At 45.7% G+C, this 23,851-nt stretch carries 21 protein-coding genes; 15 read left to right on the top strand and 6 right to left on the bottom strand.

Going from position 1 to position 23,851, the window contains the following annotated elements:
- Positions 1 to 77: 77 nt before the first annotated feature.
- The 3 genes from NST40_RS24660 to NST40_RS24650 form a co-directional block, all read right to left on the bottom strand.
- On the bottom strand, positions 78 to 998 hold the full coding sequence (locus tag NST40_RS24660; protein WP_038573011.1) for an aldo/keto reductase: 921 nt from the start codon (positions 996 to 998) through the stop codon (positions 78 to 80).
- A gap of 162 nt (positions 999 to 1,160) precedes the next feature.
- Positions 1,161 to 2,351, bottom strand: coding sequence for an enoyl-ACP reductase FabV (fabV, locus tag NST40_RS24655; protein WP_341003640.1), 1,191 nt, complete (start codon positions 2,349 to 2,351; stop codon positions 1,161 to 1,163).
- 523 nt (positions 2,352 to 2,874) lie between these two features.
- Positions 2,875 to 3,810, bottom strand: a complete 936-nt coding sequence (locus NST40_RS24650; protein WP_076185518.1) for an aldo/keto reductase — start codon at positions 3,808 to 3,810, stop codon at positions 2,875 to 2,877.
- A gap of 183 nt (positions 3,811 to 3,993) precedes the next feature.
- Between NST40_RS24650 and NST40_RS24645 the strand changes: the two genes are divergently transcribed.
- The 11 genes from NST40_RS24645 to yajC all read left to right on the top strand — a co-directional run bounded on the left by NST40_RS24645 (position 3,994) and on the right by yajC (position 16,899).
- Positions 3,994 to 4,968, top strand: coding sequence for an ornithine cyclodeaminase family protein (locus tag NST40_RS24645; RefSeq protein ID WP_076220086.1), 975 nt, complete (start codon positions 3,994 to 3,996; stop codon positions 4,966 to 4,968).
- A gap of 14 nt (positions 4,969 to 4,982) precedes the next feature.
- Positions 4,983 to 6,143, top strand: coding sequence for a membrane dipeptidase (locus NST40_RS24640; protein ID WP_076277213.1), 1,161 nt, complete (start codon positions 4,983 to 4,985; stop codon positions 6,141 to 6,143).
- An 11-nt stretch (positions 6,144 to 6,154) separates the two neighbouring features.
- Positions 6,155 to 8,281, top strand: a complete 2,127-nt coding sequence (locus NST40_RS24635) for a CocE/NonD family hydrolase (RefSeq protein WP_076277214.1) — start codon at positions 6,155 to 6,157, stop codon at positions 8,279 to 8,281.
- A gap of 786 nt (positions 8,282 to 9,067) precedes the next feature.
- Positions 9,068 to 9,793 carry a BofC C-terminal domain-containing protein gene (locus tag NST40_RS24630; protein WP_076130403.1) on the top strand — a complete coding sequence of 242 codons (726 nt, stop codon included), beginning with the start codon at positions 9,068 to 9,070 and terminating at the stop codon, positions 9,791 to 9,793.
- A gap of 245 nt (positions 9,794 to 10,038) precedes the next feature.
- Entirely contained in the window at positions 10,039 to 10,542 is a 504-nt protein-coding gene (ruvC, locus tag NST40_RS24625) for a crossover junction endodeoxyribonuclease RuvC (RefSeq protein ID WP_036677679.1), read from the top strand.
- Complete coding sequence (gene ruvA, locus NST40_RS24620) at positions 10,539 to 11,156, top strand: Holliday junction branch migration protein RuvA (RefSeq protein ID WP_036677675.1); 618 nt, start codon at positions 10,539 to 10,541, stop codon at positions 11,154 to 11,156. Before ruvC ends, ruvA begins: the two co-directional genes overlap by 4 nt.
- A 36-nt stretch (positions 11,157 to 11,192) precedes the next feature.
- The gene (ruvB, locus tag NST40_RS24615; protein ID WP_036677672.1) at positions 11,193 to 12,200 is read left to right on the top strand and encodes a Holliday junction branch migration DNA helicase RuvB; all 1,008 of its coding nucleotides are present in this window, start codon (positions 11,193 to 11,195) and stop codon (positions 12,198 to 12,200) included.
- A gap of 32 nt (positions 12,201 to 12,232) precedes the next feature.
- Positions 12,233 to 14,332 (top strand): SpoIID/LytB domain-containing protein, encoded by a 2,100-nt coding sequence (locus NST40_RS24610; protein WP_342410086.1) that lies wholly within the window; start codon positions 12,233 to 12,235, stop codon positions 14,330 to 14,332.
- 9 nt (positions 14,333 to 14,341) lie between these two features.
- Complete coding sequence (gene queA / locus NST40_RS24605) at positions 14,342 to 15,370, top strand: tRNA preQ1(34) S-adenosylmethionine ribosyltransferase-isomerase QueA (protein ID WP_076277215.1); 1,029 nt, start codon at positions 14,342 to 14,344, stop codon at positions 15,368 to 15,370.
- 21 nt (positions 15,371 to 15,391) lie between these two features.
- Entirely contained in the window at positions 15,392 to 16,528 is a 1,137-nt protein-coding gene (gene tgt, locus NST40_RS24600; protein WP_036677666.1) for a tRNA guanosine(34) transglycosylase Tgt, read from the top strand.
- Between the two features lie 50 nt (positions 16,529 to 16,578).
- Complete coding sequence (yajC, locus tag NST40_RS24595) at positions 16,579 to 16,899, top strand: preprotein translocase subunit YajC (RefSeq protein WP_076206460.1); 321 nt, start codon at positions 16,579 to 16,581, stop codon at positions 16,897 to 16,899.
- A gap of 95 nt (positions 16,900 to 16,994) precedes the next feature.
- Here the strand turns inward: yajC and NST40_RS24590 are convergent, their stop codons facing one another.
- Both NST40_RS24590 and NST40_RS24585 read right to left on the bottom strand, forming a co-directional pair.
- On the bottom strand, positions 16,995 to 17,834 hold the full coding sequence (locus NST40_RS24590; RefSeq protein ID WP_232061443.1) for a phosphatase PAP2 family protein: 840 nt from the start codon (positions 17,832 to 17,834) through the stop codon (positions 16,995 to 16,997).
- Between the two features lie 93 nt (positions 17,835 to 17,927).
- Positions 17,928 to 18,320 (bottom strand): TIGR04086 family membrane protein, encoded by a 393-nt coding sequence (locus NST40_RS24585; RefSeq protein ID WP_036677660.1) that lies wholly within the window; start codon positions 18,318 to 18,320, stop codon positions 17,928 to 17,930.
- A gap of 226 nt (positions 18,321 to 18,546) precedes the next feature.
- Here NST40_RS24585 and NST40_RS24580 point away from each other — a divergent pair, with 226 nt between their 5' ends.
- Entirely contained in the window at positions 18,547 to 19,311 is a 765-nt protein-coding gene (locus tag NST40_RS24580; protein WP_076277217.1) for a DUF421 domain-containing protein, read from the top strand.
- 4 nt (positions 19,312 to 19,315) lie between these two features.
- On the opposite strand, the gene spoVB is transcribed toward NST40_RS24580, so the two are convergent.
- Entirely contained in the window at positions 19,316 to 20,914 is a 1,599-nt protein-coding gene (gene spoVB, locus NST40_RS24575; protein WP_076130398.1) for a stage V sporulation protein B, read from the bottom strand.
- Positions 20,915 to 21,110: 196 nt separating this feature from the next.
- Here spoVB and NST40_RS24570 point away from each other — a divergent pair, with 196 nt between their 5' ends.
- The 3 genes from NST40_RS24570 (at position 21,111) to secF (ending at position 23,726) form a co-directional block, all read left to right on the top strand.
- Positions 21,111 to 21,362 carry a post-transcriptional regulator gene (locus tag NST40_RS24570; RefSeq protein WP_036677655.1) on the top strand — a complete coding sequence of 84 codons (252 nt, stop codon included), beginning with the start codon at positions 21,111 to 21,113 and terminating at the stop codon, positions 21,360 to 21,362.
- A 221-nt stretch (positions 21,363 to 21,583) separates the two neighbouring features.
- Positions 21,584 to 22,834, top strand: a complete 1,251-nt coding sequence (gene secD / locus NST40_RS24565) for a protein translocase subunit SecD (protein ID WP_076277218.1) — start codon at positions 21,584 to 21,586, stop codon at positions 22,832 to 22,834.
- Positions 22,824 to 23,726: a protein translocase subunit SecF gene (gene secF, locus NST40_RS24560; protein WP_052097271.1), complete on the top strand. Its 903-nt coding sequence runs from the start codon at positions 22,824 to 22,826 to the stop codon at positions 23,724 to 23,726. Before secD ends, secF begins: the two co-directional genes overlap by 11 nt.
- Positions 23,727 to 23,851: the final 125 nt, after the last annotated feature.

Here is a 23,851-nt window from a genome sequence, read left to right as displayed (position 1 = left end):
AGAACGTGAGGATTGAATCGCTCTCTGGTAAAAAAGCCACGGCGTACGTTAATAACGTACCTCGTGGCTTTAGGTGTTTATGGAAGGACATTGCCGGCAGCACGGTAGATTTCATACCATTCTTGCCGAGTGAGAGTAATATCGGAAGCTTTGGCAATATCACGCAAGCGCTGCGTATTAGTTGTGCCAACGACAGGCTGCATATTTGCCGGATGTCTAAGAATCCATGCGATGGCAATAGCTGTATTGGTTACGTCTTTTTCAGCTGCTAAGCGGTTAATGACCTCGTTCAATTCAGGGAACTTATCGTTATCTAAGAATACGCCCTCAAAGAAGCCATATTGGAAAGGCGACCAAGGCTGAATGGTCATGTCATGCAGGCGACTGTACTCCAAAATCCCGCCATCATGAACAACTGAACCGGAGTTAGTCATATTCACATTGAAACCTGTATCAATCATGCCAGTGACCATAATGCTCAATTGCAGCTGGTTGAACAGCAGCGGTTGCTTTACATTTTTCTTAAGCAGCTCGATTTGCAACGGGTTCTGATTGCTGACACCAAAGTGTTTGACCATACCTTTGCTTTCCAGAATATCAAAAGCCTCAGCGACTTCTTCTGGCTCGAATAGCGTATCAGGACGGTGAAGCAGTAGGACGTCGATATAGTCTGTTTTCAAGCGCTTAAGGCTGCCTTCCACGGATTGCAGGATATGTTCCTTGGAGAAATCAAAAAAACCGTTGCGGATTCCGCATTTGGTTTGGATCATCATTTTATCACGCATACCCGGATTGTTCTCCAGTACACCTGCGAATACTTCTTCGGCTTTGCCAGCTGCGTAGATGTCGGCGTGGTCAAAAAAGTCTATTCCGAGCTCGAGGGCACTATGTACATGTGTATCTGCTTCTTTTGCAGATAAATCAGCAATCCGCATACAGCCAAGCGAAATTTGTGACACCTCAAGTGCGCCGTTTGCTACACTAATTTTTTTAACCAAAAGTGACTCACTCCTTCGAATGTTAGTAGAACATGCAGTATTCAATCAAACCATATCATAAAGAGGGGAGGTAAGCCAATGTCTATCTAAAAGAGAAAGAGGTTATCTCAACAGTAGAATTCACTACTTCAGAGATAACCTCATTTGTCTATAGATCAGTTATTAATACATATTTGGAATGTCGACATTAGGATCAATGTCAGCTTCGTAGTCTACACCCTCTGTTCTAAAACCAAACAGGTTAAAGAAATCTTGGCGGTAGCCTTCAAGATCAGCAAGCTCACCTGCATTGTCGGTTGTCAGCTCGTCCCAACGTTTCATAACCTCAGTCTGAACATCCTCACGCATTTCCCAGTCATCAATTCGGATCAAGCAGCCTCCGTCAGCAGTAGCTTCGCCCCCACTGTAAAGATGCTCAGAGAATAAACGGTACATTTGTTCAATACAGTTCTCGTGCAGCCCTTTTTCCTTCATTACTTCATACAATGCAGAGATATAAAGAGGGACTACAGGAATCGCGGAGCTGGATTGGGTTACCAGAGCTTTGTTCACGGAAACAAAAGCACGTCCACCTTGAGTGGACAGGCGATCATTCAGTTGGATCGCTGTTTGTTCCAGATCATGTTTGGCTTGACCAATCGTTCCGTCGCGATAGATAGGGTGAGTGATTTCAGGCCCGATGTAGGAGTAAGCAACGGTTGTAGCTCCATCAGCAAGCACACCAGCTGCTTGAAGCTGATCGATCCACATTCTCCAGTCTTCGCCGCCCATAACTGCGATGGTCTGACGTACTTCCTCTTCTGAGGCAGGCTCAATAGTGGTCATGGAAACTTCACCTGTGTGGAAGTTCAAGGTTTTGTTCGTATAAGCGGTTCCCACCGGTTTAATGACGGAGGAGAAGGTTTCTCCTGTTACCGGATGAGTGCGGCGTGGTGAAGCGACACTATAGACAACTAAATCAACTGAGCCATATTCAGCTTTAATCAATTCAATGGTCTTCTCTTTGATAGCATCGGAGAAGGCATCGCCAACTATGCTGTGAGATTTAAGTCCAAGCTGCGCTGCTTGTTGTTCAAACGCTGCGGAGTTGTACCAGCCAGCAGAAGCTGTACGTTGACCTTCAGCAGCTTTATCAAAGAAAACACCAATGGTGTTGGCGCCCGCACCAAAAGCGGCTGAAATTCTGGAAGCTAGTCCGTATCCGGTAGAAGCGCCAATGACTAGTACATTAGCAGGTCCCTCAATTTTCTTTTGTGCTTTTACATATTCAATTTGTTGTTGTATTTGTTTGGCGCATCCCTCTGGATGGGCTGTTGTACATATAAATCCGCGAGTTTTAGGTTGAATAATCATCAAGGAATTCCCCTTTTTATAAAAATTAAAGTCCAATGTTACTTCAGAGAAAGTATAGCAAACAATATTTACTAATACAAAGAATTTAGGATATTGGAGAAGAATGACTGCTCTCCACTACGATCGACTGCCATCCGCTGCCGCTTACGGACCCAGATGACGTTATATGCAAATTTATCGCCTTTTCAGCAGGGTTTCGGACCCCAGAGACGTTATTGCATAGAAAAAGGTTCATATTAGGTGTATTTTGTGCCAATAGAGGCTATGAGGTCCGTTGGAATTCCAAATGTGCAATAATGCTGCGTTACGGGTCAACTGTGTCCGATAGGGCATTGTGCGGGGAGCTGTGATAGGTCGATCGAACGAACGTACGAAGGAAATAAAACGAACGAATGACGAATCTTACGAATCATGGCAATCGAACTATCTAACCCGAATCATCCGATGAACCAAAGCAGAAAAGGGGCTGCCCCAGCAGCCATTTCGTGGCCATGGGACAACCCCTTAATCTAATGAGGCTAGATTACGCCTTAAATATGGAATCTATAGTTTTGATCTCTTCTGGTGTTAGCTGCACCTTCAGCGTCTCTAAGTTGGAAACGATCTGCTCAGGACGTTTGGCGCCCGGAATAAGCGCATCGATGGAAGGTACGGTCAAATACCAGGCAAGTACGACATGTGCGACTTCGACCCCTTTGGCATTGGCAATCTGACGAACCTTGTCCACCTTCTCCAGGTTCTTGGCAAAGGTCTCCCCTTGAAATAGCGGGTCATTTTTTCTAATGTCGCTGAATGTATCGCCTTGCTTATATTTGCCGCCCAGCAGACCCGACGCAAGTGGGAAATAGGGCACGAAAGAAATGCCATGCTCCTGCGTATAAGGCAGCAAATCTTGTTCCGCATCACGATGCAGCAGATTGTAGTGGGATTGAAGAACATCCACATGACCATCTTTGTTGGCTTCTTTCAGCTGATCAATGGAGAAGTTAGACACCCCGATGGCTCTAATCTTTCCTTCATCCTTCAGCTTCTTAAGTTCACCTACAGCTTCGTCCTTGGGTGTGCTTTCATCAGGGAAATGAATATAGTAAAGATCAATATAATCGGTCTGGAGGCGTTTCAAGCTGTCTTCTACAGACTGTCTTAGAAAAGCTGGAGAGTTGTCGAGTGTAATCTTGTCACCGGTAATCACGTGAGCGCCTTTAGTAGCAATGACCACATTGTCGCGGCCGCCTCTTTCCTTCAGCACTTCGCCAATCAGTTCCTCGGATCTTCCTGGTCCATAAATAAAGGCGGAATCAATAAAATTAATCCCATGATCCAGAGCGCTGCGCACAATATTTCTGCCGGTTTCATCATTTAAACCCGGAAATAAATTATGCCCGCCAACAGCATTGGCACCCAGACCCAGCGGGAGAACCTGCAGATTGGTTTTTCCTAAAGTTATTTTATTAGCCATAATCAATAGTCAGCTCCTTAAAATATAATACGTACTATATTAAGTATAGAGAATAACTCGGGTCAGGACAAATTTTGCTTTCCAGCTTTATACATGAATATTTAAACCGGATAAGTTATGATAGTAAGAAAAATTTTATATTCGCGTTCGTGCAATCATGATGAGGAGAAGGAGGTCCGTCTTATGCTAGTCATTAATCAAAATGAAGTGGCCGAACTGTTAGCTATGGAATCTTGCATCTCCGTTATGGAATCTGTTTTGAAGGCTCTTTCCGCTGGACAAGCCGTACAAAGCTTAAGACAAGTGCTTCCTTTACAAAAGAGTAATCTGCTCGGCTTAATGCCGGGTTATTTGCAGCATGAAGAGGTGGCTGGTGCCAAAATCATCAGTGTATTTCCCAGCAATCATGGTTCAGGCCTGCCTTCTCATCAAGGTCTTGTTACCCTATTCGATTCATCTACGGGTGTTCTGAAGGCTATAGTGGATGGACAAAAGATTACAGCCATTCGTACGGCGGCAGTCAGTGCAGCAGCAACCCGATATCTGGCCAGAGAGGATGCTGAGATCCTTGCTCTTCTTGGAACTGGGGAACAAGCAAAAAGTCATCTGGAAGCGATGTTGCGAGTTCGACCCATCCGTGAGATAAAAGTATGGAGCAGGAAGCTGGCAAAGGCACAGGATTTCCAAATAGAGATGAGCCAAAAATATGATGTGCAGATCATTGTTGCGGAGACAGTTCAAGCGGCAGTCAGCGCAGCGGATATCATTTGTACCGTGACAGCATCCACCGAACCTGTGCTCAAGGGAGAATGGCTGAAACCGGGTGTACATATCAATGCTGTTGGCGCATGTAGACCAAATGACCGTGAGCTGGATTCGGAGACCGTCCAATTAGCTAAGTTATATGTAGATCGGCTGGAATCCGCTCAGAATGAATCTGGGGATTATTTAATCCCGCTGAACGAAGGCAAAATCACAGCAGATCATATTGTCGGGGAGATTGGTGAGCTGATCAGTGGCACTATCGAGGGCAGAAGGTCCGCAGCTGACATTACTCTTTTTAAAGGATTAGGGCTGGCCATAGAGGATTTAGCAGCAGCTAATTTTATATATCATGAAGCTGTTAGATTACATAAAGGCACTGAAATTGCATTCTAAGGAGCGACTACACGATGAGCACTTATGAAGGTCTGTATGATTTCAAGTTGACGGAGCAAGAGGAGGAGCGGGCTAAACGCTTGCATGAGCAGAACATTATTATCGATCTGCTGTTTCAAGGTCCCTTATCTCCAAGCGCGATTCCAGACTCTATCTCTGACAGAATCAAAGAATTATGTGAGCCTTATAAAGATGAGCCAATGGTATACAGCAGTATGCCTGCAAAAATCATCACAAAGCTATCTGCGTGCGGAGAGATCCCTGAGTATAAAGAAGAGTGGTACAAGTCCGGAATTACAGCAGGGAACCGCGAACTTCATTTGGAATCCTTAGACAGCATCATTACAAGCATGGCAGAGGTACAGCTGCAATTCGATTCTGCAGATTGGTTAATCAAAGCCTTAACTGCCGAAGACATACGTGCTGCCAAGCGTAATGGTTATAAAGCGGGCATTATCACAGCACAAGAAACGGATGGTCTGGGCACGAATCTCGATCAATTAGATGTACTTTATAACTTCGGATTAAGAATTCTACAATTGACCTACAACAATCAGAACCAGATTGGGGCGGGCTGCGCAGAACAATCGAACGCCGGGGTCACTAATTTTGGGAAAAGATTCATTGCACGCTTGAACAAGCTGGGGATCATTGTAGATACGGGGCATTGCGGGAAACAGACTACATTAGATGCCTGCGCTTATTCCACAACTCCGGTGATTGCTTCACATACGGGTGTAGAGGCGATCTATCCGCATATGCGCTGTAAAAGTGATGAGGAGATAATCGCGATAGCCAAGACAGGCGGAGTTATTGGTATTTTTGCTATGCCTTGGTTTGTTCATGAAGATCCTAAACATACAACTATTGACCATGTGCTGGATCATATCGAATATGTAATCCGGCTTGTAGGCGTGGATCATGTCGGAATTGGAACGGATTGGCCGATGAGCGATGTGCTCTGGTCATTGGTTTATTTTAAAGAACATATCGCACCCAAGCTTGGATTCGCCAAAGGAGACGGTCCTTCTACAGAAACCATTGCTGGACTTGAGAAATATAGTTATTTTATTAACTTTACTAGAGGTTTGGTTGCCCGCGGTTATGCGGATGCAGATATTGCTAAGATTATGGGCGGCAACTGGCTGCGTGTATTTGAAGAAATTTGCGGATAGGGGATAAACAGATGACAACCTACTTACACACATCTACATTTAACGTCTACTTTTCTGGTGTTTATACAGGCAAAATTCATTTTACAGAGCAACAGATCATGCTAGCTAAGGTCGATCCGCGCAGAAGAACGCAAATGCAGGACAATGTGCTGGATGGACAGTTCAAGACCGTACTCCCGCTTCAAAAAATCCACAAACATTTGGATGCTTATGCTAAAGCAGAATGGGCAGAAGACGAGGTAGTGCTGAGTAATGGCGATATCTATCAAAAGCATATCCAGTATCAGGCGCAGATTGAAGGCCGCGAACTGACCTCACAAGTATGGGCGCTGCGCAAAGAGACGGCTCTGGACATTGTGACTTTGGACGGGGAGATTATCGCTTTTTTAACGCCGAATCGGTATGGTATTGAGCTTATGGTTAAAGCAGGTTATGAGAAGCTGACTCCTTTAGTGGTCTACGACGATCCTCTTCTATCCAAGGCAGAATATGGGGTGAACGATCTGGGCACTGATCTGATTCCGATGCGCGATGGGGTGAAGCTGGCGACAGATGTTTTTTTACCAGAGGGTATTAAGCCGGGAACTAAGCTGCCGACAATTCTCGTAAGAACATGTTATGACCGCAACGGAAAAAAAGAGATTTTTATGAGATGGGCCAATAAAGGTTATGCAGTAGTATCGCAGGATGTTAGAGGTCGGGCGGATTCGGAAGGCGAACTGATTCCTTTTTATAATGAACGGGATGACGGTTATGATACGATTGACTGGATTATTGCTCAGGAATGGTCGGATGGCAACGTCGGCATGTGGGGCGCATCCTATCTAGGTTTTGTTGTTGTGGCGGCGGCCACCAGTGGGCACCCGAATCTGAAGGCCGTTGTGGATGAAGTGAACGTGGGCTCTCCATTTGTTGATACCGTTCGCAAAGGGGGAACCCTTTGTTCTTGGCCATTGCTCTCTTGGACTCTTGCTCAATCTGTGGGTACTCGGACGGATTTTGATATCTTTGGAGGCATTACGGTGAATCCGGAAGCAGCCGTTGATGCAAGACCGATTAAAGAGATCCCTCAGCAAATGATTGGCAAAACATCAGGTCCATGGGATCTGTGGAGCCAGCATCCGGAGTATGATGATTTCTGGAAAAACTGTACTTTTACCGAGCGCGGTGATCAGGTGCAGGTGCCTACGTATGTTATCTCAGGCTGGTATGACGGCGACAGCGCCGGCGTATCGGAAACATGGAGAATGCTAACAGAACATGATGTGCCAAATCGAAAAATCCGTCTGGGCGCTTGGGAGCACGGGCCGAACAGAGCTAGAGACTACGAAGGCGTGAGCTTCGGCAATGATGCCGTAGTCTATGATTACGATGTTTCTGTGCTGCGCTGGTTCGACCGCTTCCTCAAAGGCATTCCAAATGGAATAGATCAGGAGCCTAGAGCCTCTTATTATGTTGTTGGTGAAAATCAGTGGAGAACGTCCGCGGATTGGACACCTGCTGAAGCCACAACTTCTTCCTTCTACCTTTCCAGCGGCGGGCGAGCGAATTCAGGACAAGGGGATGGGCAACTGCTTGCAACGCCTGAGGAACATTCTCCTGAAGATACTTATATCTATAATCCTCATGATCCTATGAATGATAGCGGTGAACGAGAGCCTGAGAATTTGCGAAAATACGAGCTGCGCAATGATATTCTTGTCTACACTAGTGATATTCTGACGGATGAGCTGACTGTGGCCGGAGAATTGTCTGCGGTTATCTATGCTGCCAGCACTGGCAAAGATACGGATTGGGTTGTTACGCTTAGTGACGTGAATGAACAAGGGGACTCTATCCGGTTATCCAATTATATTGTCAGAGCTAAATACCGTCATGGATTGGAAGCGCCTGAGCTGCTGATTCCCGGGCAGGTGGAGAAATATGATATTTTCATGCCGAATATTGCTCATAGATTTGCTGTGGGGCACCGAATTCGGTTCTCGATTACTTCGTCCAGTAAATTCGTTGCTTTCCCTAATACAAATACAGGCAGTAATCCGTATGAAGATTCAGAAGCGATTACTGTGCTGCAGACTGTTTACCATAATCGTGAGTATCCGAGCCATGTGAAGCTGCCGGTGGTTCCTAACGCTTAAATGTGACTTTAATACGAAGAAAGGGCTGAACAAAGGTAAAGGGAATTAACACTTGAAGCTGAAGCTGCATTTGATGACAAATGATGCTTCAAGTGGCGTACCGAGTGAGTACCGAGTGAACACCGAGTGAGGCCTAGGTGAAACAAAAAGTGAAGAATGAGCTTATGCTTCAATTGAAGCGAAAAGTAAAACTCTTATAGAGCGATTAGGGAATTTCTCCCTGAAATTCTTTAGGATTCTGGTCGTCAGGCATATAATTGAGGAAAAACTCCCTAATTTTATGTCTGATTCCCCGGAAATAAGGAAAACAGCCTATTTATTAGGGAGGAATTCCAAGGTTTCGTTCATTTAGAGCAAATTTCTCCTACTTTCAGGGAGTTTTTCCCTAATTAGTTTTAGATCCACTCCGCACAACGCGCAAACGCAGAACACATACTCCCAGCACCAGAACGCATTCCCCAGCACGCAAACGCAGAACGCCTACATCGCCACCATCCCAAACGCCATCGCCCAATCCAATGGCATAGCGCACTAAGAACTAATAGTTATTGGCGAAGCAAAAGCTTTGGTGCAAGAAATGGTCGATTGTCATGAAATAGGTATCACCTAAGGCCGGTATGTGAAACCTCTCCCCAGAATCCCCCTTCCAGACTTATACCATAAATCTTGAACTATACTGCAAGGTCAACCTTGTATTTTTGGAGAAATGTCGATTATTCACAGAAAAGCGCATAAATGCTCCCTTCTTAGGTCACAATAGGGAAAAACCAGAATGAAGGGATTAACGTGAACGCGTTTCGCTTAAAAAAACAACTTTGGCGGCGATGGAGACGTTGGAAAAAGGCGCTTTGGGTAGGAGCTGCTTGTATAGCTTTTACTGTACTGGCTTGGCGCAGTATGCAGGTACCTGAGGAAATCAGTGGACTGCTGACGAATTCTAGCTGGGCGGATAGTGCCGATAGTGAGCTGGCCGCAGCTGTCTTTAAAGTAGGCGAGGACAGTGATGAGGCAAAAGAGAAGGGCACTTTAAATAATGAACAACTGCTGCAAACCATCACCCAAAGTGGGCTCAGCAGAACCGTTCATTTAAAAACAACCTATGTGTCCGGAGAAGAGATTCAGACGTTGCCGGGCGTAAAGAACCCGCTTCAGCTGAAGACTATAATCAATGAACACCCTGAATGGAGCGGTTGGATTAGTTCAGAAGGGGATTTGTGGCTGGAACAAAAAGTGAATGATTTATCGACAATGATAAAAAATGAAGCTTACATTGGTGTAGATGCGTTTGGGAATTTGACCTTGTTTAAAGGTCCGCCAGTTCAGGAGAAGGTACTGAAGACTTTTTTTCAAATGGATATGGGTTCCCTGAAATCCTCATTGCCGGAAAATATTTGGAAAGAGCTTCATGAGGGGATTCGTGTTCAGGATATTGAAGAGTACAACAGTGTGCTGTCTACCTTCAGTGATTATGCCCGCGAAGCTGCTGAGCATGTCATGCAGAACAAGCAATAGCTTTGATAAAGCTGTCCTAAAGTCATTATTAATGGCTGAGGGCAGCTTTTTTGTGTGAAATGAAACGGGGAAGAGTCTTAACTGTAGGCCTAAAGTTGCCATTTCGCTGCAAACAGTAAACTTTTTTTCTCCCGCAAGGGGGATTTTTGCTATAATGGTTAGAAGGAATACATATGTTCGCTTCATGGCGGAGGAATGGATGAAAACGGTGGAATAATCTGCCTGTTATAGAGGAGAGATCGTGTTTGCGTATTTTGGGAATTGATCCGGGGCTGGCGATCGTTGGCTTTGGCTTTGTGGATAAGGAAGGACATAAACTGACCCCCGTCCAATATGGTTGTATTCAGACTGAGGCTCATACGCCTGAAGAAGAACGACTGCTGCATGTCTATGAAGGCATGGGTCAGCTCATTGATAAATATAAACCCGATGCTGTGGCGATAGAAAAGCTGTTTTTCGCTCGCAACGTTACTACAGCATTGCCAGTGGCGCAGGCCCGCGGTGTGACTATATTAGCTGCAGTACAGCGGGGTCTCCCCGTCTCGGAATATACACCTATGATGGTAAAGCAGGCTGTTGTGGGTTATGGTAAGGCTGAGAAACGGCAGGTCCAGGAAATGGTGAAGCTGCTGCTGAAGCTATCGGCGATTCCGAAACCCGATGATGTGGCGGATGCGCTGGCGGTAGCGGTATGCCATGCCCATTCGAGCAGTCTTAATTCTAAATTAAATGAGGTATTACGAAAATGATAGATTTCTTAAGAGGACCCGTCGTTCATTTGGAGTCGGAATATGTGGTGCTGGATGTGCAGGGAGTAGGATACCGGGTATTCTGCCCGAATCCTTATGCTTTTGCTAAAGTAGAAGGACCTGTAACGATCTATATTCATTACCAAACACGTGAGGACGCTACGCTATTATTTGGGTTCCCGACTCGTGAGGAACAAAAATTGTTCCGCAAGCTGATAGAGGTATCTGGCATCGGTCCTAGGGTTGCGCTTGGAATCCTGACAGGTGGAACACCGGATCAGTTGATTTCAGCGATTTATCAAGAGAATATAACGTTCTTAACGAAATTACCGGGCATTGGCAAAAAGACGGCACAGCGTATGATCCTTGATTTGAAGGACAAGCTGGACGGACTCAGTATGGCTTCAATGCAAACGGGATTGTTTGCAGTGCCAACGGAGGAAGCAACGGATGGATTGGCCTGGCAAGAGGCGCGGGATGCGCTTAAGGGGCTGGGTTATACCGAAAGCGAATTGGACCGCGTGTGGCTCGCGTTGAAGAAAGAGGGAGCAGAGACAGGAACTGTAGATGTGCTGATGAAGAAAGCACTAGGGCTGCTATATATAGCTAAGTAAAGCCGTACACATCCTAAAGAAAGGGAGCGATAGGAAATGGATGACCGGATTATATCCGCGAATTTGATGATGGATGAGCAGGCGGTAGAACTAAGCTTGCGCCCTCGTTATCTGGGAGAATATATCGGCCAGACTCAGGTGAAAGAAAACCTGAAGGTATATATAGAAGCGGCCAAAATGAGAAGCGAAGCGCTGGATCATGTGCTGCTGTACGGACCTCCGGGTCTGGGCAAAACAACGCTCGCTAATATTATCGCCAATGAGCTGGGTGTGAACCTGCGAACAACTTCCGGCCCTGCGATAGAGCGTCCAGGCGATCTTGCCGCTCTGCTGACGAATCTGCAGGAAGGCGACGTGCTTTTCATCGATGAGATTCACCGTTTGCACCGCACGGTTGAGGAGGTTATGTATCCTGCGATGGAGGATTTCGCGCTGGATATCATGATCGGCAAAGGGCCAAGTGCCCGTTCGGTACGATTGGATTTGCCGCCGTTCACACTGATAGGTGCCACAACCCGGGCAGGACTATTGTCTGCGCCACTGCGTGATCGTTTCGGAGTGGTCAGTCGCCTGGAATTCTATAACATAGATGAGCTGAGTTACATTGTATCTCGAAATGCGGATCTATTAGGCATTGAGATTGTTGGCGATGCAGCAGAAGAGATTGCGCTTCGTTCGCGGGGAACGCCGCGGATAGCGAACCGCTTATTGAAGCGGGTCCGTGATTTTGCTCAAGTGCGCGGAGATGGAATTATAACTCCTGAAATTTCTGGGGAAGCATTGAAGATGCTCCAGGTAGACCCTCGTGGGCTGGACAGTATTGACCACAAGATGTTAAGTGCTATGATTTCAAGCTTTCGCGGCGGTCCTGTAGGACTGGATACGATTGCAGCTACGATTGGTGAGGAAAGTCAGACGATTGAGGACGTATATGAGCCGTACCTGCTGCAGATAGGTTTCTTGCAGCGGAGTCCGCGTGGAAGAATTGTAACCCCGGCCGCTTATCATCATTTAGGGCTTCCGCTCCCTCCGGAGCAGCACTAGTTCGTCACTACAATTATAAAGGAGGATGCTGGATGAAGCATACGAAGAGGAAATGGAGAGGGGTCGCCCCGCTAAGCAAAGGATTGCTTGCGGCTGCGCTTGCTGTAGGAAGTTTCCTGATCCCTGCGGGTGCCAGTCATGCCGATTCTAATAGCACGATACGAGTTGCTCTTTATGCTGATATTGGAAGTAAATATAAATCCACTGTGCCAGCAGTAACACTGCTATCAACGCAAAGCTTTACTTTGTTGTCGGGTCAAGCAGGAAGTGCTCCTTTGGTATCTGTCCCAGCACAGAAGCAAATTCGTGTAAGTCTGGACGGATATAGAGTTAAGGTGATGGAGGCTTCAAGCTGGCAGACAGCAGCGGATGCAGCTAAAAAGCTCCAAGCCACCTCCGATAAACCACAGATTTTTGCGATCTCCAGAAATGGGGCGACTATGTATCAGTTATACACGGGCGTCTATGCTAGTGAAGCAGCTGCCAAGGATGGGCTTACCCGTGTAGTCAAAGCAGGGTTGAGCATTCCTGCTGACCAAACCCCAGCGGTGAAAGGAAATAAACATTTATCAGCTGGCCGCTATTCTTCGGAGCAGGAAGCAGATGTGGCGTTAAATACCCTCACTGCAGCTGGTTTGGATGCTTGGAAGGTGTTTCTGGCAGGAAACGATGGCAGTGCACAAGTAGAGGTATGGGTAGGCGAAGCTGCCAACGATAGTGATTTAACAGCTGTTCAGGCCGCTGTGTCTACGGCGGCACCACAATTTACGGTTTCGGTGGCGACCTCGCCCGGATTAATACTGCGTAAGGATGCCGGACTGGATTTTAGCAGTGAAACTCAAGCCGATCATTATCTGGTTTCTGGAAGCAATGCTAAATTTCTTGCTGCAGGCAGCGAGGCTGGGATTCAGTTAGTGGAAAGATCCAAGCGTACATATCGCGGAAATTTGGAACTGAGCAATTTGAGCGGATCGCTGGCTGTAATTAATGTAGTGCCGCTGGAGCAATATTTGTATGCCGTAGTTGGAGGAGAGGTTTCCTCCAGCTGGCCAGAAGAAGCGCTAAAAGCTCAGGCTGTCGCCGCCCGCAGCTATGCGCTGTCCCAAGGCAACCGTTTTGATGTAGCGAATGTAGTAGATACCACTCTTAGTCAGGTATATAACGGAATCGGGTCTGAAGCTCCCTCCATTATCAAAGCTGTAGATACTACTGCTGGTGAAGTGCTGATGAGTGGTGGTAAAGTTGTTGAGGCTGTATTTTCTTCCAATAGTGGAGGTATGACAGCTGACCCTTCAGAGGTTTGGGTGAATGGTGGCGATGTATTTGCTAGTGTTCCAAGCGTTGAAGATGTTTCGGCTGCTGCTGCTAAGAAGTGGTATTATGTTCTGCTTGCGAATGGTACCTCTGGTTATGCACGTGAAGATAATATTAAATTGACGGGCAGCAAAACCGCTGCCGGACTCGATATAGTTACCGCTACAACCAAAGATGTGAATATACGTCCTCTGCCAGTTATTGAGAGCAGTGTTAGTGCAGTCGGAAAGCTGAATCCGGGTGAGAACGCTGTGGCTCTGGATAAAGTATATGAGTCTGGCAGCTATAGCTGGATCAAGGGGCCGTATACCTCTGCTGAACTTCTAAAAAGCCTGCAGGGTAAAACAACAAGCACGCTCCCTTCCAGCATCTCTAACCTGCAGGTCACCCAGCGCGGTCCTTCTGGAAGAGCGATTCAGGTGAAAGCTAATGGTCAGGCTCTGAATGTGAAATATCCTGATATGTTCCGCTCCGCGTTTAATGGATTACCTAGTACATTGTTTGATATTGTGGCACCCGGAAGTTATACTGTATTAGGCGCTGACGGCGCTACCGCCACAATTAGCAGCTCGCAGAGTGCTGGCGTGCTTTCCGCATCGGAGAAGGTTAATGTGAATGGCAGTGGAACTGTAGTGATGGGCGGAGATTCTGCGGCCAGAGTGATCACTAACAGCTCGGGCTTTCTGTTCATTGGACAAGGCAACGGCCATGGTCTAGGCATGTCGCAGTGGGGCGTGAAAGGCATGGCGGACAGCGGGTATGATTACAAGCAAATATTGCAACACTATTATAAGAACGTTACTATAGTTAAGGAATGAAGACAGACCATGAATGTAGATGCTTATGATTTTCATTTGCCGGAAGAATTGATTGCCCAGACACCTCTCGCTGATCGCAGTGCTTCTAGACTGCTTCTAGTGAATAAGGAGGATGGAGAGCTGGCTCACCGGCATTTTACCGATATTATTGATTATTTTAATCCCGGAGACACGCTTGTTCTAAATGATACGAGAGTCATTCCAGCGAGATTGTTTGGAGTGAAAGAAGATACTGGTGCTAAGGCGGAAGTGCTTCTCCTAAAGAATCTTGGGGATGATCGGTGGGAAGCACTTGTAAAGCCAGGGAAAAAGCTTAAGACAGGCGCGGTGATTATCTTTAGTGATGAGCTTCGTGCCGTTATCGAGGACGAAGCTGATATGGGCGGCCGTACGCTTCGTTTCATATATCAGGGTATTTTTCAGGAGATTCTGGACAGGCTGGGAACGATGCCGTTGCCACCTTATATTAAGGAAACACTGGATGATCGTGAACGATATCAGACTGTGTATGCTCGGCATGAGGGATCGGCCGCTGCGCCTACCGCAGGGCTTCATTTTACCCAAGAATTGCTGAAACAGATTGAGGCTAAGGGTGTAAATATCGCTTATATCACCCTTCATGTAGGTCTCGGTACTTTTCGTCCGATGTCTGTAGAGAAGGTAGAAGAGCATGTTATGCATTCTGAGTACTTCGTAATGTCTCAAGAAACGGCAGATACCATAAATGCTACTAAGGCACGAGGCGGCCGTATTATTGCAGTTGGCACAACGTCTTGTCGGACACTTGAAACGGTCGGAAGACAATGCGATGGTGGTCCGCTTGTGGAATGCAGCGGCTGGACGGATATTTTTATCTACCCAGGGTATAAGTTCAGTGTAGTAAATGCGCTAATTACCAATTTCCACCTGCCAAAGTCTACTTTGGTTATGTTGGTTAGCGCTTTGGCAGGTCGGGAACATATTCTAGCTGCTTATGAAGAAGCGATAGAGCAGAAGTACCGATTCTTTAGCTTTGGAGATGCAATGTTTATTTATTAAGGTAAGAGGATGGGTTAACTTATGGCAGCAATTACTTATGAGCACATCAAAACGTGCAAACAATCCGGAGCTAGACTTGGAAGAGTCCACACTCCACATGGTGTGATTGAGACACCAGCATTTATGCCAGTCGGCACACAAGCTACAGTCAAGACCATGAGTCCTGAAGAGCTGAAAGAGATGGATGCTCATATTATTTTGAGCAATACTTACCATCTGTTTCTAAGACCAGGCCATGATATTGTTCGTGAAGCTGGTGGACTGCACAAGTTCATGAACTGGGATCGCCCGATTCTGACAGACAGCGGCGGGTTTCAAGTATTCTCGTTAAGCGACATGCGCAAGATTACGGAAGAAGGAGTTCATTTCCGTTCCCATTTAAATGGGGATAAGAAATTCCTGTCTCCGGAAGTAGCGATGGAGGTTCAGAACTCTCTGGGTTCAGATATAATGATGGCATTTGATGAATGTCCTCCATTCCCGGCTGAATATGATTATGTGAAAAAATCACTGGAGCGCACCACGCGCTGGGCAGAACGCTGCCTGAAAAGTCATGCTCGTCCTAACGATCAGGGTCTTTTTGCTATCGTGCAAGGGGGCATGTATGAAGATCTGCGCCGTCAGAGCGCGGCTGATTTGACTTCCATGGATTTCCCGGGGTATGCTATTGGAGGGCTCAGCGTCGGAGAGTCCAAGCAGCTAATGTATGAAGTGCTGGATTATACAGTTCCCCTGCTGCCGCAAGGCAAACCTCGCTATTTGATGGGCGTGGGTTCACCGGATGCGCTGCTGGAAGGATCAATCCGAGGAGTAGACATGTTCGACTGTGTCTTGCCTACTCGTATTGCCCGTAATGGAACAACGATGACCAGTCAGGGAAGACTCGTTGTACGCAACGCTAAGTATGCCCGTGATTTCGGACCGCTTGATCCGGAGTGCAATTGCTATACATGCCGGAATTATTCCCGCGCTTATTTGCGTCATCTAATCAAAGCCGATGAAACCTTCGGACTTCGATTGACGACATACCACAATTTGCACTTCTTGTTGGATTTAATGCGTAAAGTGCGTGAAGCCATCAAGGAAGATCGGCTGCTTGATTTTCGCGATGAGTTTTTCGCCAAATACGGATTATATGATAATCTTAAAGGCTTTTAGGGTTTGATTTAAGAGTCATGCTTTAATGTACTTTGAAAGGGGGGAGAAATATGATTCAATCGTTTCAATATGCAGCTAACACAGGTGGTGGAGGTAGTATACTAGGTCTAGTAGGTCCCTTTGTCCTTATGTTTGTAGTATTCTACTTCTTGCTGATTCGTCCGCAACAAAAGAAGACCAAAACTCGTAACGCAATGTTGAAAGCTCTGAAAAAGGGCGATAAAATCGTTACTATTGGAGGGCTTCACGGTACGATCATGGAAATTTCCGATGATATCGTGGTTCTGCGGGTCAACGATGTAACTAAGCTGACTTTTGATCGCGGTTCCATCAGCCACGCTGTGGCGACGGATGTCGAAGAGAAAGTATAGACTTGTTATTTAAGTACATAAAAAGCGGTGTCTTCTCATTGGAGAGGACACCGCTTTTTTGATCTTTAAGGTTATTAAGATTTAGCAGTTTAACTTTAACGTACATTTGTTACGCGGCTCGGAACGGTAAGCGATTCTTCACGTCCCCGCAAAGTTAATTTGGCGAGTTGAACGCCAACTGTAGAGGCTAGTACGGCTAGCAAGGTTCCACCAATCATATCTGTAAGCCAATGAATGCCCAGATAGAAGATTCCAAAGACGATTACAACTGCGGAAATACTAGTGATGACCATCCAGCGGCGGTTCCCTGAACGGAAGGCCAGAAGTGCCATTGTAACAGATATGGACGTATGTAGACTCGGGAAGCAGTTATTGAGACCGGATAGCGGTCTATATTCCTGTTCGAATTTCGGAAATACATCCAGCATAGTAAATTTGACGCCTGCTGGCAGATAGGACCAAACCTCGTTTACCGGGAAGTAAAGATAGAATGGAATCGCCAAGGCATAGTTGATAATAATAGCATAGCAGGTGGCATATAACATCACCCGGTTTTTATCTAACAGATAGACTCCTAATGAAGCTGCTAGAACGGACTGAAGCATGAAAATGTAGAAAAAGACGATGATCGGTGTTAACCATGGACTGTAGAATATATCCTGAACGGCTTGGACAAAATGACCCTCTAGGCCAAATATAAACGGCGTATAATCAGAGGTAAGATGCATTTTTTGTTCAATTTGCAGTTCATATTTATTTATGGCTAATACGCCAAACATTCCTGCAATCAGCAACAAAAACTTATAGGATCGCAGCATCTCTTTCCCAATTTCAACCAATGCCATGAGTGGATTACGTTTAGCGCCAATCCATACTAATATCACTACTAATGCAACTGTGTACAAAACAATATGGTTCATTGATTGGTAAAACAAAGCAATCGAAGCCTCCTTGATCTCTTAATGAAGTCAGTGATCACAGTTTAACATATTTTCAAGGAATGTTTCGAATTTAATGGAATTATAATTTTAGCTTTTTTGTAAATTAACGCCAAACATTCCGCCGAGAGCGCCAATTGCTGCAGCTGCCAGAACCCATAGCAGATCCACACCAGAGGGTGCGCTGTCCAGTGCCAAAAAACCGATCAACAGAACGATAATCCCATAAAATGCGCCTGTAAGACTTCCTTGATACCAGCCTTTGCTCGTGGCTCTGCGACCGGCGGTTAGTCCTCCGAATGCTGCAGCTATGCCGTGTACAATGTACGTGTACATTGAGAGATCCTGCTCCTTCAGACTGCTGCCCCATAACAAAAGTGAGAGGACAAACGCACCCATCAGCATCCAAAGGAATGATCGACATAGGCCAGATAACACAGGATTGGCTATTCTCCACGAGAACATGCGCCGGATTAAATACATGGTACAACCTCCTAAAGTTTTTTTGAGGAAAAAGAATCAACATAGTTATTATTCATTGTATGGGATGGCTTGCCCCAATAGTACAAGAAAGGGCATTGCAGCCTTTTTACCATTAATTAATATGCCGGCTTCCGAATGTTCCCTGCACAGAGCGGTCAGAATAGGGTTACATTAATCCACCCGGGGAAACAAGTCTGCGGGTGAGAATGGAGGGGAGCGAAGCTATATGTTCCAGCATATCTCTACCCATATTTTCTTGACCGTGCTGATGTATTTCTTCATATTCCTGTGTATGCGCATCATGGGGAAGAGGGAAATAGGTAAGCTGTCTGTATTTGATTTAACGATCTCCATCATGATTGCCGAGATTGCTGTTTTTGTGCTTGAGGATATTAATCGGCCGATCTATGAGGGAGTCGTTCCGATGGCAACATTGGTGTTGATACAGGTGGTTGTGGCTCAGCTCAGTCTTAAGAGCAGAAAGCTCAGACTTTTAATGGACGGCAAACCGAGCATACTCATTTCTGGCGGCAAGCTGCACCGGGGCGAAATGCGTAGGCAGAGATATAATATTGATGATCTGCTGCAGCAATTGCGTGGACAGAATATCGCCAGTCCTGCTGACGTGGAATTTGCGATCCTGGAGCCTAGTGGGCAGCTAACCGTATTCGAGAAAGAGAAGGGGAGTGCATCCTCTAATCCATCAGGCAATAGCAGTGCAGCTGCTGAGCATAAAAAGAGTGACGATAATAAAGGGAACAAGAACCGTAAGATAGAGCTGCCGAAGAATAAGATCAGATATGAAGGACTTCCAATCCCTCTGATTATGGATGGAAAGGTGCAGGATCAGAATTTAGAGATGATTGGAAAAACCAGATTTTGGCTAAGAACTCAAATTCGCCAAAAGGGAGTATCTGATTTCAAAAATGTTTTTCTATGCTCCATAGATCATAAGGGCAGAATTTATGTCGACCGTTTGGACAACAGATAGCTTTTTAAAGCCTGCGTTTGATAAACGGCAGACGGTCCAAATCACGAATTGAGATGAGGCCAGCTAACAGACTGATTCCGAAATACAGGACCATTCCTATCGCAGAGGCAAATATAAATTGAATCCATTGTACATCTGCAATGGGAATGGAAGTGTATACATAATGCACGCCCGCTCCCATAATGACCATTGCACATAAGGTTTTTATGGTTTCGGTTACTCTTAAAGATAATGAAATAAGACTGACCACACTGTATCCGTGAAGCAGCGTAACCAGAATGCTGTTCACAATAATGGCTATGATGGCGCCGTAAATTCCATATTCAGGTTGCGATGCCAGTATTACGATCAGAATGATTTTGACTACTGCTCCAATTAAGGTATTGATGAGTGCCCTGCCCGGTCGATCCATAGCTTGCAGCGCAGCTTGTAAAGGAGCTTGAACATAAATGAACAAGGCGAATGGAGCCATGAGCTTCAGCATAGGAGCTGTATCCGCGTTACCATATAACAAATTGCATAGCGGAACCGCCAGGATATACATAAGAACAGCAAAAGGAGCCCCTGTTACCAGCGCAAGCCGCAACGCTTGATGCATACGCTTGTGAATGGTGGGCAAGTCCTTTCTTGCCGCAGCTTCTGATATGGAAGGAACCAGAGACACAGCAAGTGAAGAGGTTAATGCCCCGGGCAGCAGCAATAAAGGAACAACCATCCCTTGTAAAGACCCGTACTGAGCTGTAGCGGCAGCAGCGGCTATACCTGCCAAGGCGAGACTGCGCACAGTAATAATAGATTCCAGCAGATAAGAAAAAGAGCCTACAAGCCGACTTGCCGTAACGGGAATGGATATGCCTAGTAACCGCCGTAATATGGGGGAGTTGGCTTTCACACCTTGTGTATCAGATGGGATAACCTCCGGCTCGAGAGCGGGTTGCTCTGGAGTCGGATTTGTCTGCTTTTTATCTTTTTTAGTAATGACATAATATTGCCACAGAATCGCTAACATTCCGCCAATTTCTCCTACCGTCACACCTAACATCGCTCCAGCCGCCGCCATAGCAATACCCTTAGGAAGCAACAACCAGGAGAACCAGAGCATAAAGAATATTCGAACTAAAGATTCGAAGATGGAGGAGAGCGCCGATGGTATCATGTTCTGCTTGCCTTGGAAATAACCGCGGTAAATTGCAGATACGGCGACAATCCCAATCATTGGGATCATGGCAATAAACGTATAATAAACCCGATGGTCTGTTAAGATAACATTGGAGACCCATGAGGCACTTACCAAAGCAACCAATGTAAAGAAGATTGCAAGTCCAATACTAAGAGCAAGTCCAGTACGTAAAATCAGCCGTGATTTTTCAGGCCGATTCTCTCCTTCTGCTTCCGCCACCATCTTGGCTATCGCCAGTGGAATCCCGCCTGTAATGACAGTAACCAGCACAAGAAAAAAAGGATACGCGAGCTGATACAGACCCACACCTTCTGCTCCGATAATACGGGGTAAAGCAATCCGGGGAATAAATCCAAGCATCCGATTAATGATGCCGGCGGCTAGCAAGATTAAAGTTCCTTGTATAAAGCTCTGTTTCTTCAAAGGTCACGCCTTCTTCCCAAAATGAAATAAAACGCTGGCGAACTTGTCTATTCTTATGGATATGCTGTACCCCTATCTCGGCATGCCTTGTTTTAGTGGCATTAACTTTTTGTGACGGAAGAAGGAAAGCGAAGAACAAGAGTCGAATATCTATGGTGAGCATACGAACATGAGCGATCTTTGGAGGTGTCAACACGTGGAATCGGAACAGTGGAATCATGATCAACATAGTGAAGAAATCGAAGCCATGTGCCGCAGCAAAGCTGAAGAATTCCGGCTCCTCGGCTATGAGTATGTAACCAGCAAGGATATTTGGGATTGCATCAGCCGTAATTATGATAAGGAAGGCTTGCCTCCCCTACATAAGCTGGTAAACGACATTTATTCCTTGAAAGCCAATAGTTACATGAATTATTTGACTATTGCGGCCTATCGGGGGTTGAACTGAACAATAAACCACATATTTCTTTTTGCGAACTGCCTGATAAAGCAGTAAAGTAAGAGAATAATAACTCCACATCTCCTATTAAAACGGATGTCTTGCTGATTTAGGCAGGGGCGGCCGTTTCTTTGTGTGAGTATAGCTCTATCAATGCTGTGAATTGACGGTCATTTCGCGTGTAGCTATAATAGGAATATTGAGTTAATGAAAGGGGAACTAGCTAGAGCATGAAGAGACTAATGGGCTTTTTTATTACCGTGCTCGTTTTGACAGGCGTTATGGCATTTACTACTCCTGGACTGCTGGACAAGGTTAGACTGGGTCTTGACCTGAAAGGCGGATTTGAGATTTTGTATCATGCTGAGCCTATGGAAGCGGGAGCAGCATTGTCCCGAGCTTCTCTGCTGAAGACAGCGGAAAGCTTAGAAAAACGGGCGAATGCGCTCGGAACAAGTGAACCAGAGGTAACTACTGAAGGTACGGACCGTATCCGTTTGAAAATTGCGGGCGTAACGGATGAAGCCGAGGTTCGTAAAAAAATGAAAGAACCTGCAGTTCTGACCTTCCGTAGTGCTGCTGAAGGTGACGCTGAGGGAACTTACAGCAAAATCGAACTGGTAGGTAGTGATTTTGTTGAAGGTGCTGCAGAAGTTGGACGGGATAACCTGAATCAGCCAATCATCAGCATCAAGATTAAGGACAAGGACAAATTTGCAGAGATTACTAAACGTCTCTTAGGAAAGAATCTCGCAATTTACTTGGATGAGAACAAACTATCTGACCCTACGGTACAAGCAGTACTTACCGATGGCAGTGCTTCTATTTCGGGCAGCTATACAATTAAGGAAGCACGTGAACTTGCAGACACCATTAACCTAGGTGCATTGCCACTGAAGCTGACGGAGAAATATTCCCAAAGTGTGGGTGCTACCCTAGGTAAGCAATCGCTTGATCAAACGATTCGAGCAGGTCTGCTGGCTTCTGTGATTATCCTTATTTTCATGATCGGAATGTATCGTTTGCCAGGTCTTTTGGCTAGTTTTGCCTTGCTCTTGCATACATGGGCACTAATTGCAGTCTTCGTCTTTGCAGACTTTACCTTGACGCTGCCTGGTATAGCCGCATTTATTCTGGGTATAGGTATGGCGGTCGATGCCAATATCATTACCAACGAACGGATAAGGGAAGAAATGCGCAGTGGAAAAAGTATACTGTCCTCCGTTAAAGCAGGGAATAAATCCTCTTTCCGGACAGTAATGGACTCCAATGTGACTACTATTATTGTGGCAGCAGTTATGTTTGCCTTCGGTACAGGTGCGGTCAAAGGCTTTGCATTGGTGCTGATTGTAGAAATCGTGCTGAGTATCGCCACGAATCTTTATTTCTCCCACTGGTTGCTTAGCCAGCTTGTCAAAGCGGGTAAGCTGAACAAACCGAAGAGCTTCGGTGTTAAGGAGAGTGAAATCCGTGCGCTTTAAGAAAGAGCTTGATTTCGTACATTTGAGTAAATATTTCTATATTTTCTCTATCGCATTGACAGTAGCAGGATTGATTTTCCTGGCGACATTTGGCCTGAATTACAGCGTTGACTTCAAAGCTGGATCTAATGTGGACATCTCCCTATCCAAGAATTTGAACTTGGATCAGGTTAAGACTGCAACTAGTGCAATCGATGTCGATCATGAACCGACGATTTCGTTTGGTGATCAGCGTGTGAATATTCGTTATGACGAAGTTCTTGATGAGGCTCAAGATGAAGCCCTAAAAGCTGAAATCCTTAAACTGGATGACAAAGCATCGTTTGAAATTAACACCGTGGACACTGAAATGGCAAAAGAATTGGCACGTAATGCTATTTATGCAGTTCTGATTTCTTGTCTGGGGATTATTATTTATGTAAGTATTCGTTTTGAATGGCGTTTCGCCGTGGCATCGATTGTGGCCTTGCTCCATGATGCCTTTATCGTAGTCGCGCTCTTCTCTATCTTCCGTTTGGAAGTGGATTTGACGTTCATTGTAGCGGTGCTTACGATCATCGGTTATTCCATCAATGATACGATCGTTATCTTTGACCGTATCCGTGAGAATTTACGTTTTGGTAAACAGAAAACTTATGAAGACTTGAAACACCTTGTGAACAAAAGTGTGGCTCAAACGCTCATGCGTTCTCTCTATACTGCATTTACCGTATTTATTGCGGCGTTCTTCCTGTTATTGTTCGGAGGCGAGTCGATTAAGATGTTCTCGCTTGCGATGGTAATCGGCTTGCTCTTCGGAGCTTACTCTTCCATCTTTATTGCAAGTCCACTCTGGTTAGTGCTTAAAAAGCGTGAAAAGGTTAAAGTGAAGAGCAGCCCGAATAAAGGTTAGAAGAAATTAGCATCGAAGTTCTACTTTTCTTATACGTTTAAGAAAGCCGCGTCAAATGCGACGCGGCTTTCGAAATCTTTAGGGTCATGTCATGTGTATTGAATCATCATGAGATTACTTGCTAT

The sequence above is a fragment of the Paenibacillus sp. FSL R10-2778 genome (assembly GCF_038593035.1).
In the GTDB taxonomy this organism is placed as follows: Bacteria; Bacillota; Bacilli; order Paenibacillales; family Paenibacillaceae; genus Paenibacillus_AQ; species Paenibacillus_AQ odorifer.
The sequence above is the reverse complement of the archived record's forward strand: the minus strand, read 5'-3'. Positions and strand labels throughout refer to the sequence as shown.

What these genes read in the sequence shown, in the direction of transcription:
- fabV (WP_341003640.1), bottom strand. Translation starts at nt 2,351, where the DNA reads ATGATTATTCAACCTAAAACTCGCGGATTTATATGTACAACAGCCCAT.
- NST40_RS24650 (WP_076185518.1), bottom strand. Translation starts at nt 3,810, where the DNA reads ATGGCTAATAAAATAACTTTAGGAAAAACCAATCTGCAGGTTCTCCCG.
- NST40_RS24645 (WP_076220086.1), top strand. Translation starts at nt 3,994, where the DNA reads ATGCTAGTCATTAATCAAAATGAAGTGGCCGAACTGTTAGCTATGGAA.
- NST40_RS24640 (WP_076277213.1), top strand. Translation starts at nt 4,983, where the DNA reads ATGAGCACTTATGAAGGTCTGTATGATTTCAAGTTGACGGAGCAAGAG.
- NST40_RS24635 (WP_076277214.1), top strand. Translation starts at nt 6,155, where the DNA reads ATGACAACCTACTTACACACATCTACATTTAACGTCTACTTTTCTGGT.
- ruvA (WP_036677675.1), top strand. Translation starts at nt 10,539, where the DNA reads ATGATAGATTTCTTAAGAGGACCCGTCGTTCATTTGGAGTCGGAATAT.
- ruvB (WP_036677672.1), top strand. Translation starts at nt 11,193, where the DNA reads ATGGATGACCGGATTATATCCGCGAATTTGATGATGGATGAGCAGGCG.
- NST40_RS24610 (WP_342410086.1), top strand. Translation starts at nt 12,233, where the DNA reads ATGAAGCATACGAAGAGGAAATGGAGAGGGGTCGCCCCGCTAAGCAAA.
- queA (WP_076277215.1), top strand. Translation starts at nt 14,342, where the DNA reads ATGAATGTAGATGCTTATGATTTTCATTTGCCGGAAGAATTGATTGCC.
- tgt (WP_036677666.1), top strand. Translation starts at nt 15,392, where the DNA reads ATGGCAGCAATTACTTATGAGCACATCAAAACGTGCAAACAATCCGGA.
- yajC (WP_076206460.1), top strand. Translation starts at nt 16,579, where the DNA reads ATGATTCAATCGTTTCAATATGCAGCTAACACAGGTGGTGGAGGTAGT.
- NST40_RS24585 (WP_036677660.1), bottom strand. Translation starts at nt 18,320, where the DNA reads ATGTATTTAATCCGGCGCATGTTCTCGTGGAGAATAGCCAATCCTGTG.
- NST40_RS24580 (WP_076277217.1), top strand. Translation starts at nt 18,547, where the DNA reads ATGTTCCAGCATATCTCTACCCATATTTTCTTGACCGTGCTGATGTAT.
- secD (WP_076277218.1), top strand. Translation starts at nt 21,584, where the DNA reads ATGAAGAGACTAATGGGCTTTTTTATTACCGTGCTCGTTTTGACAGGC.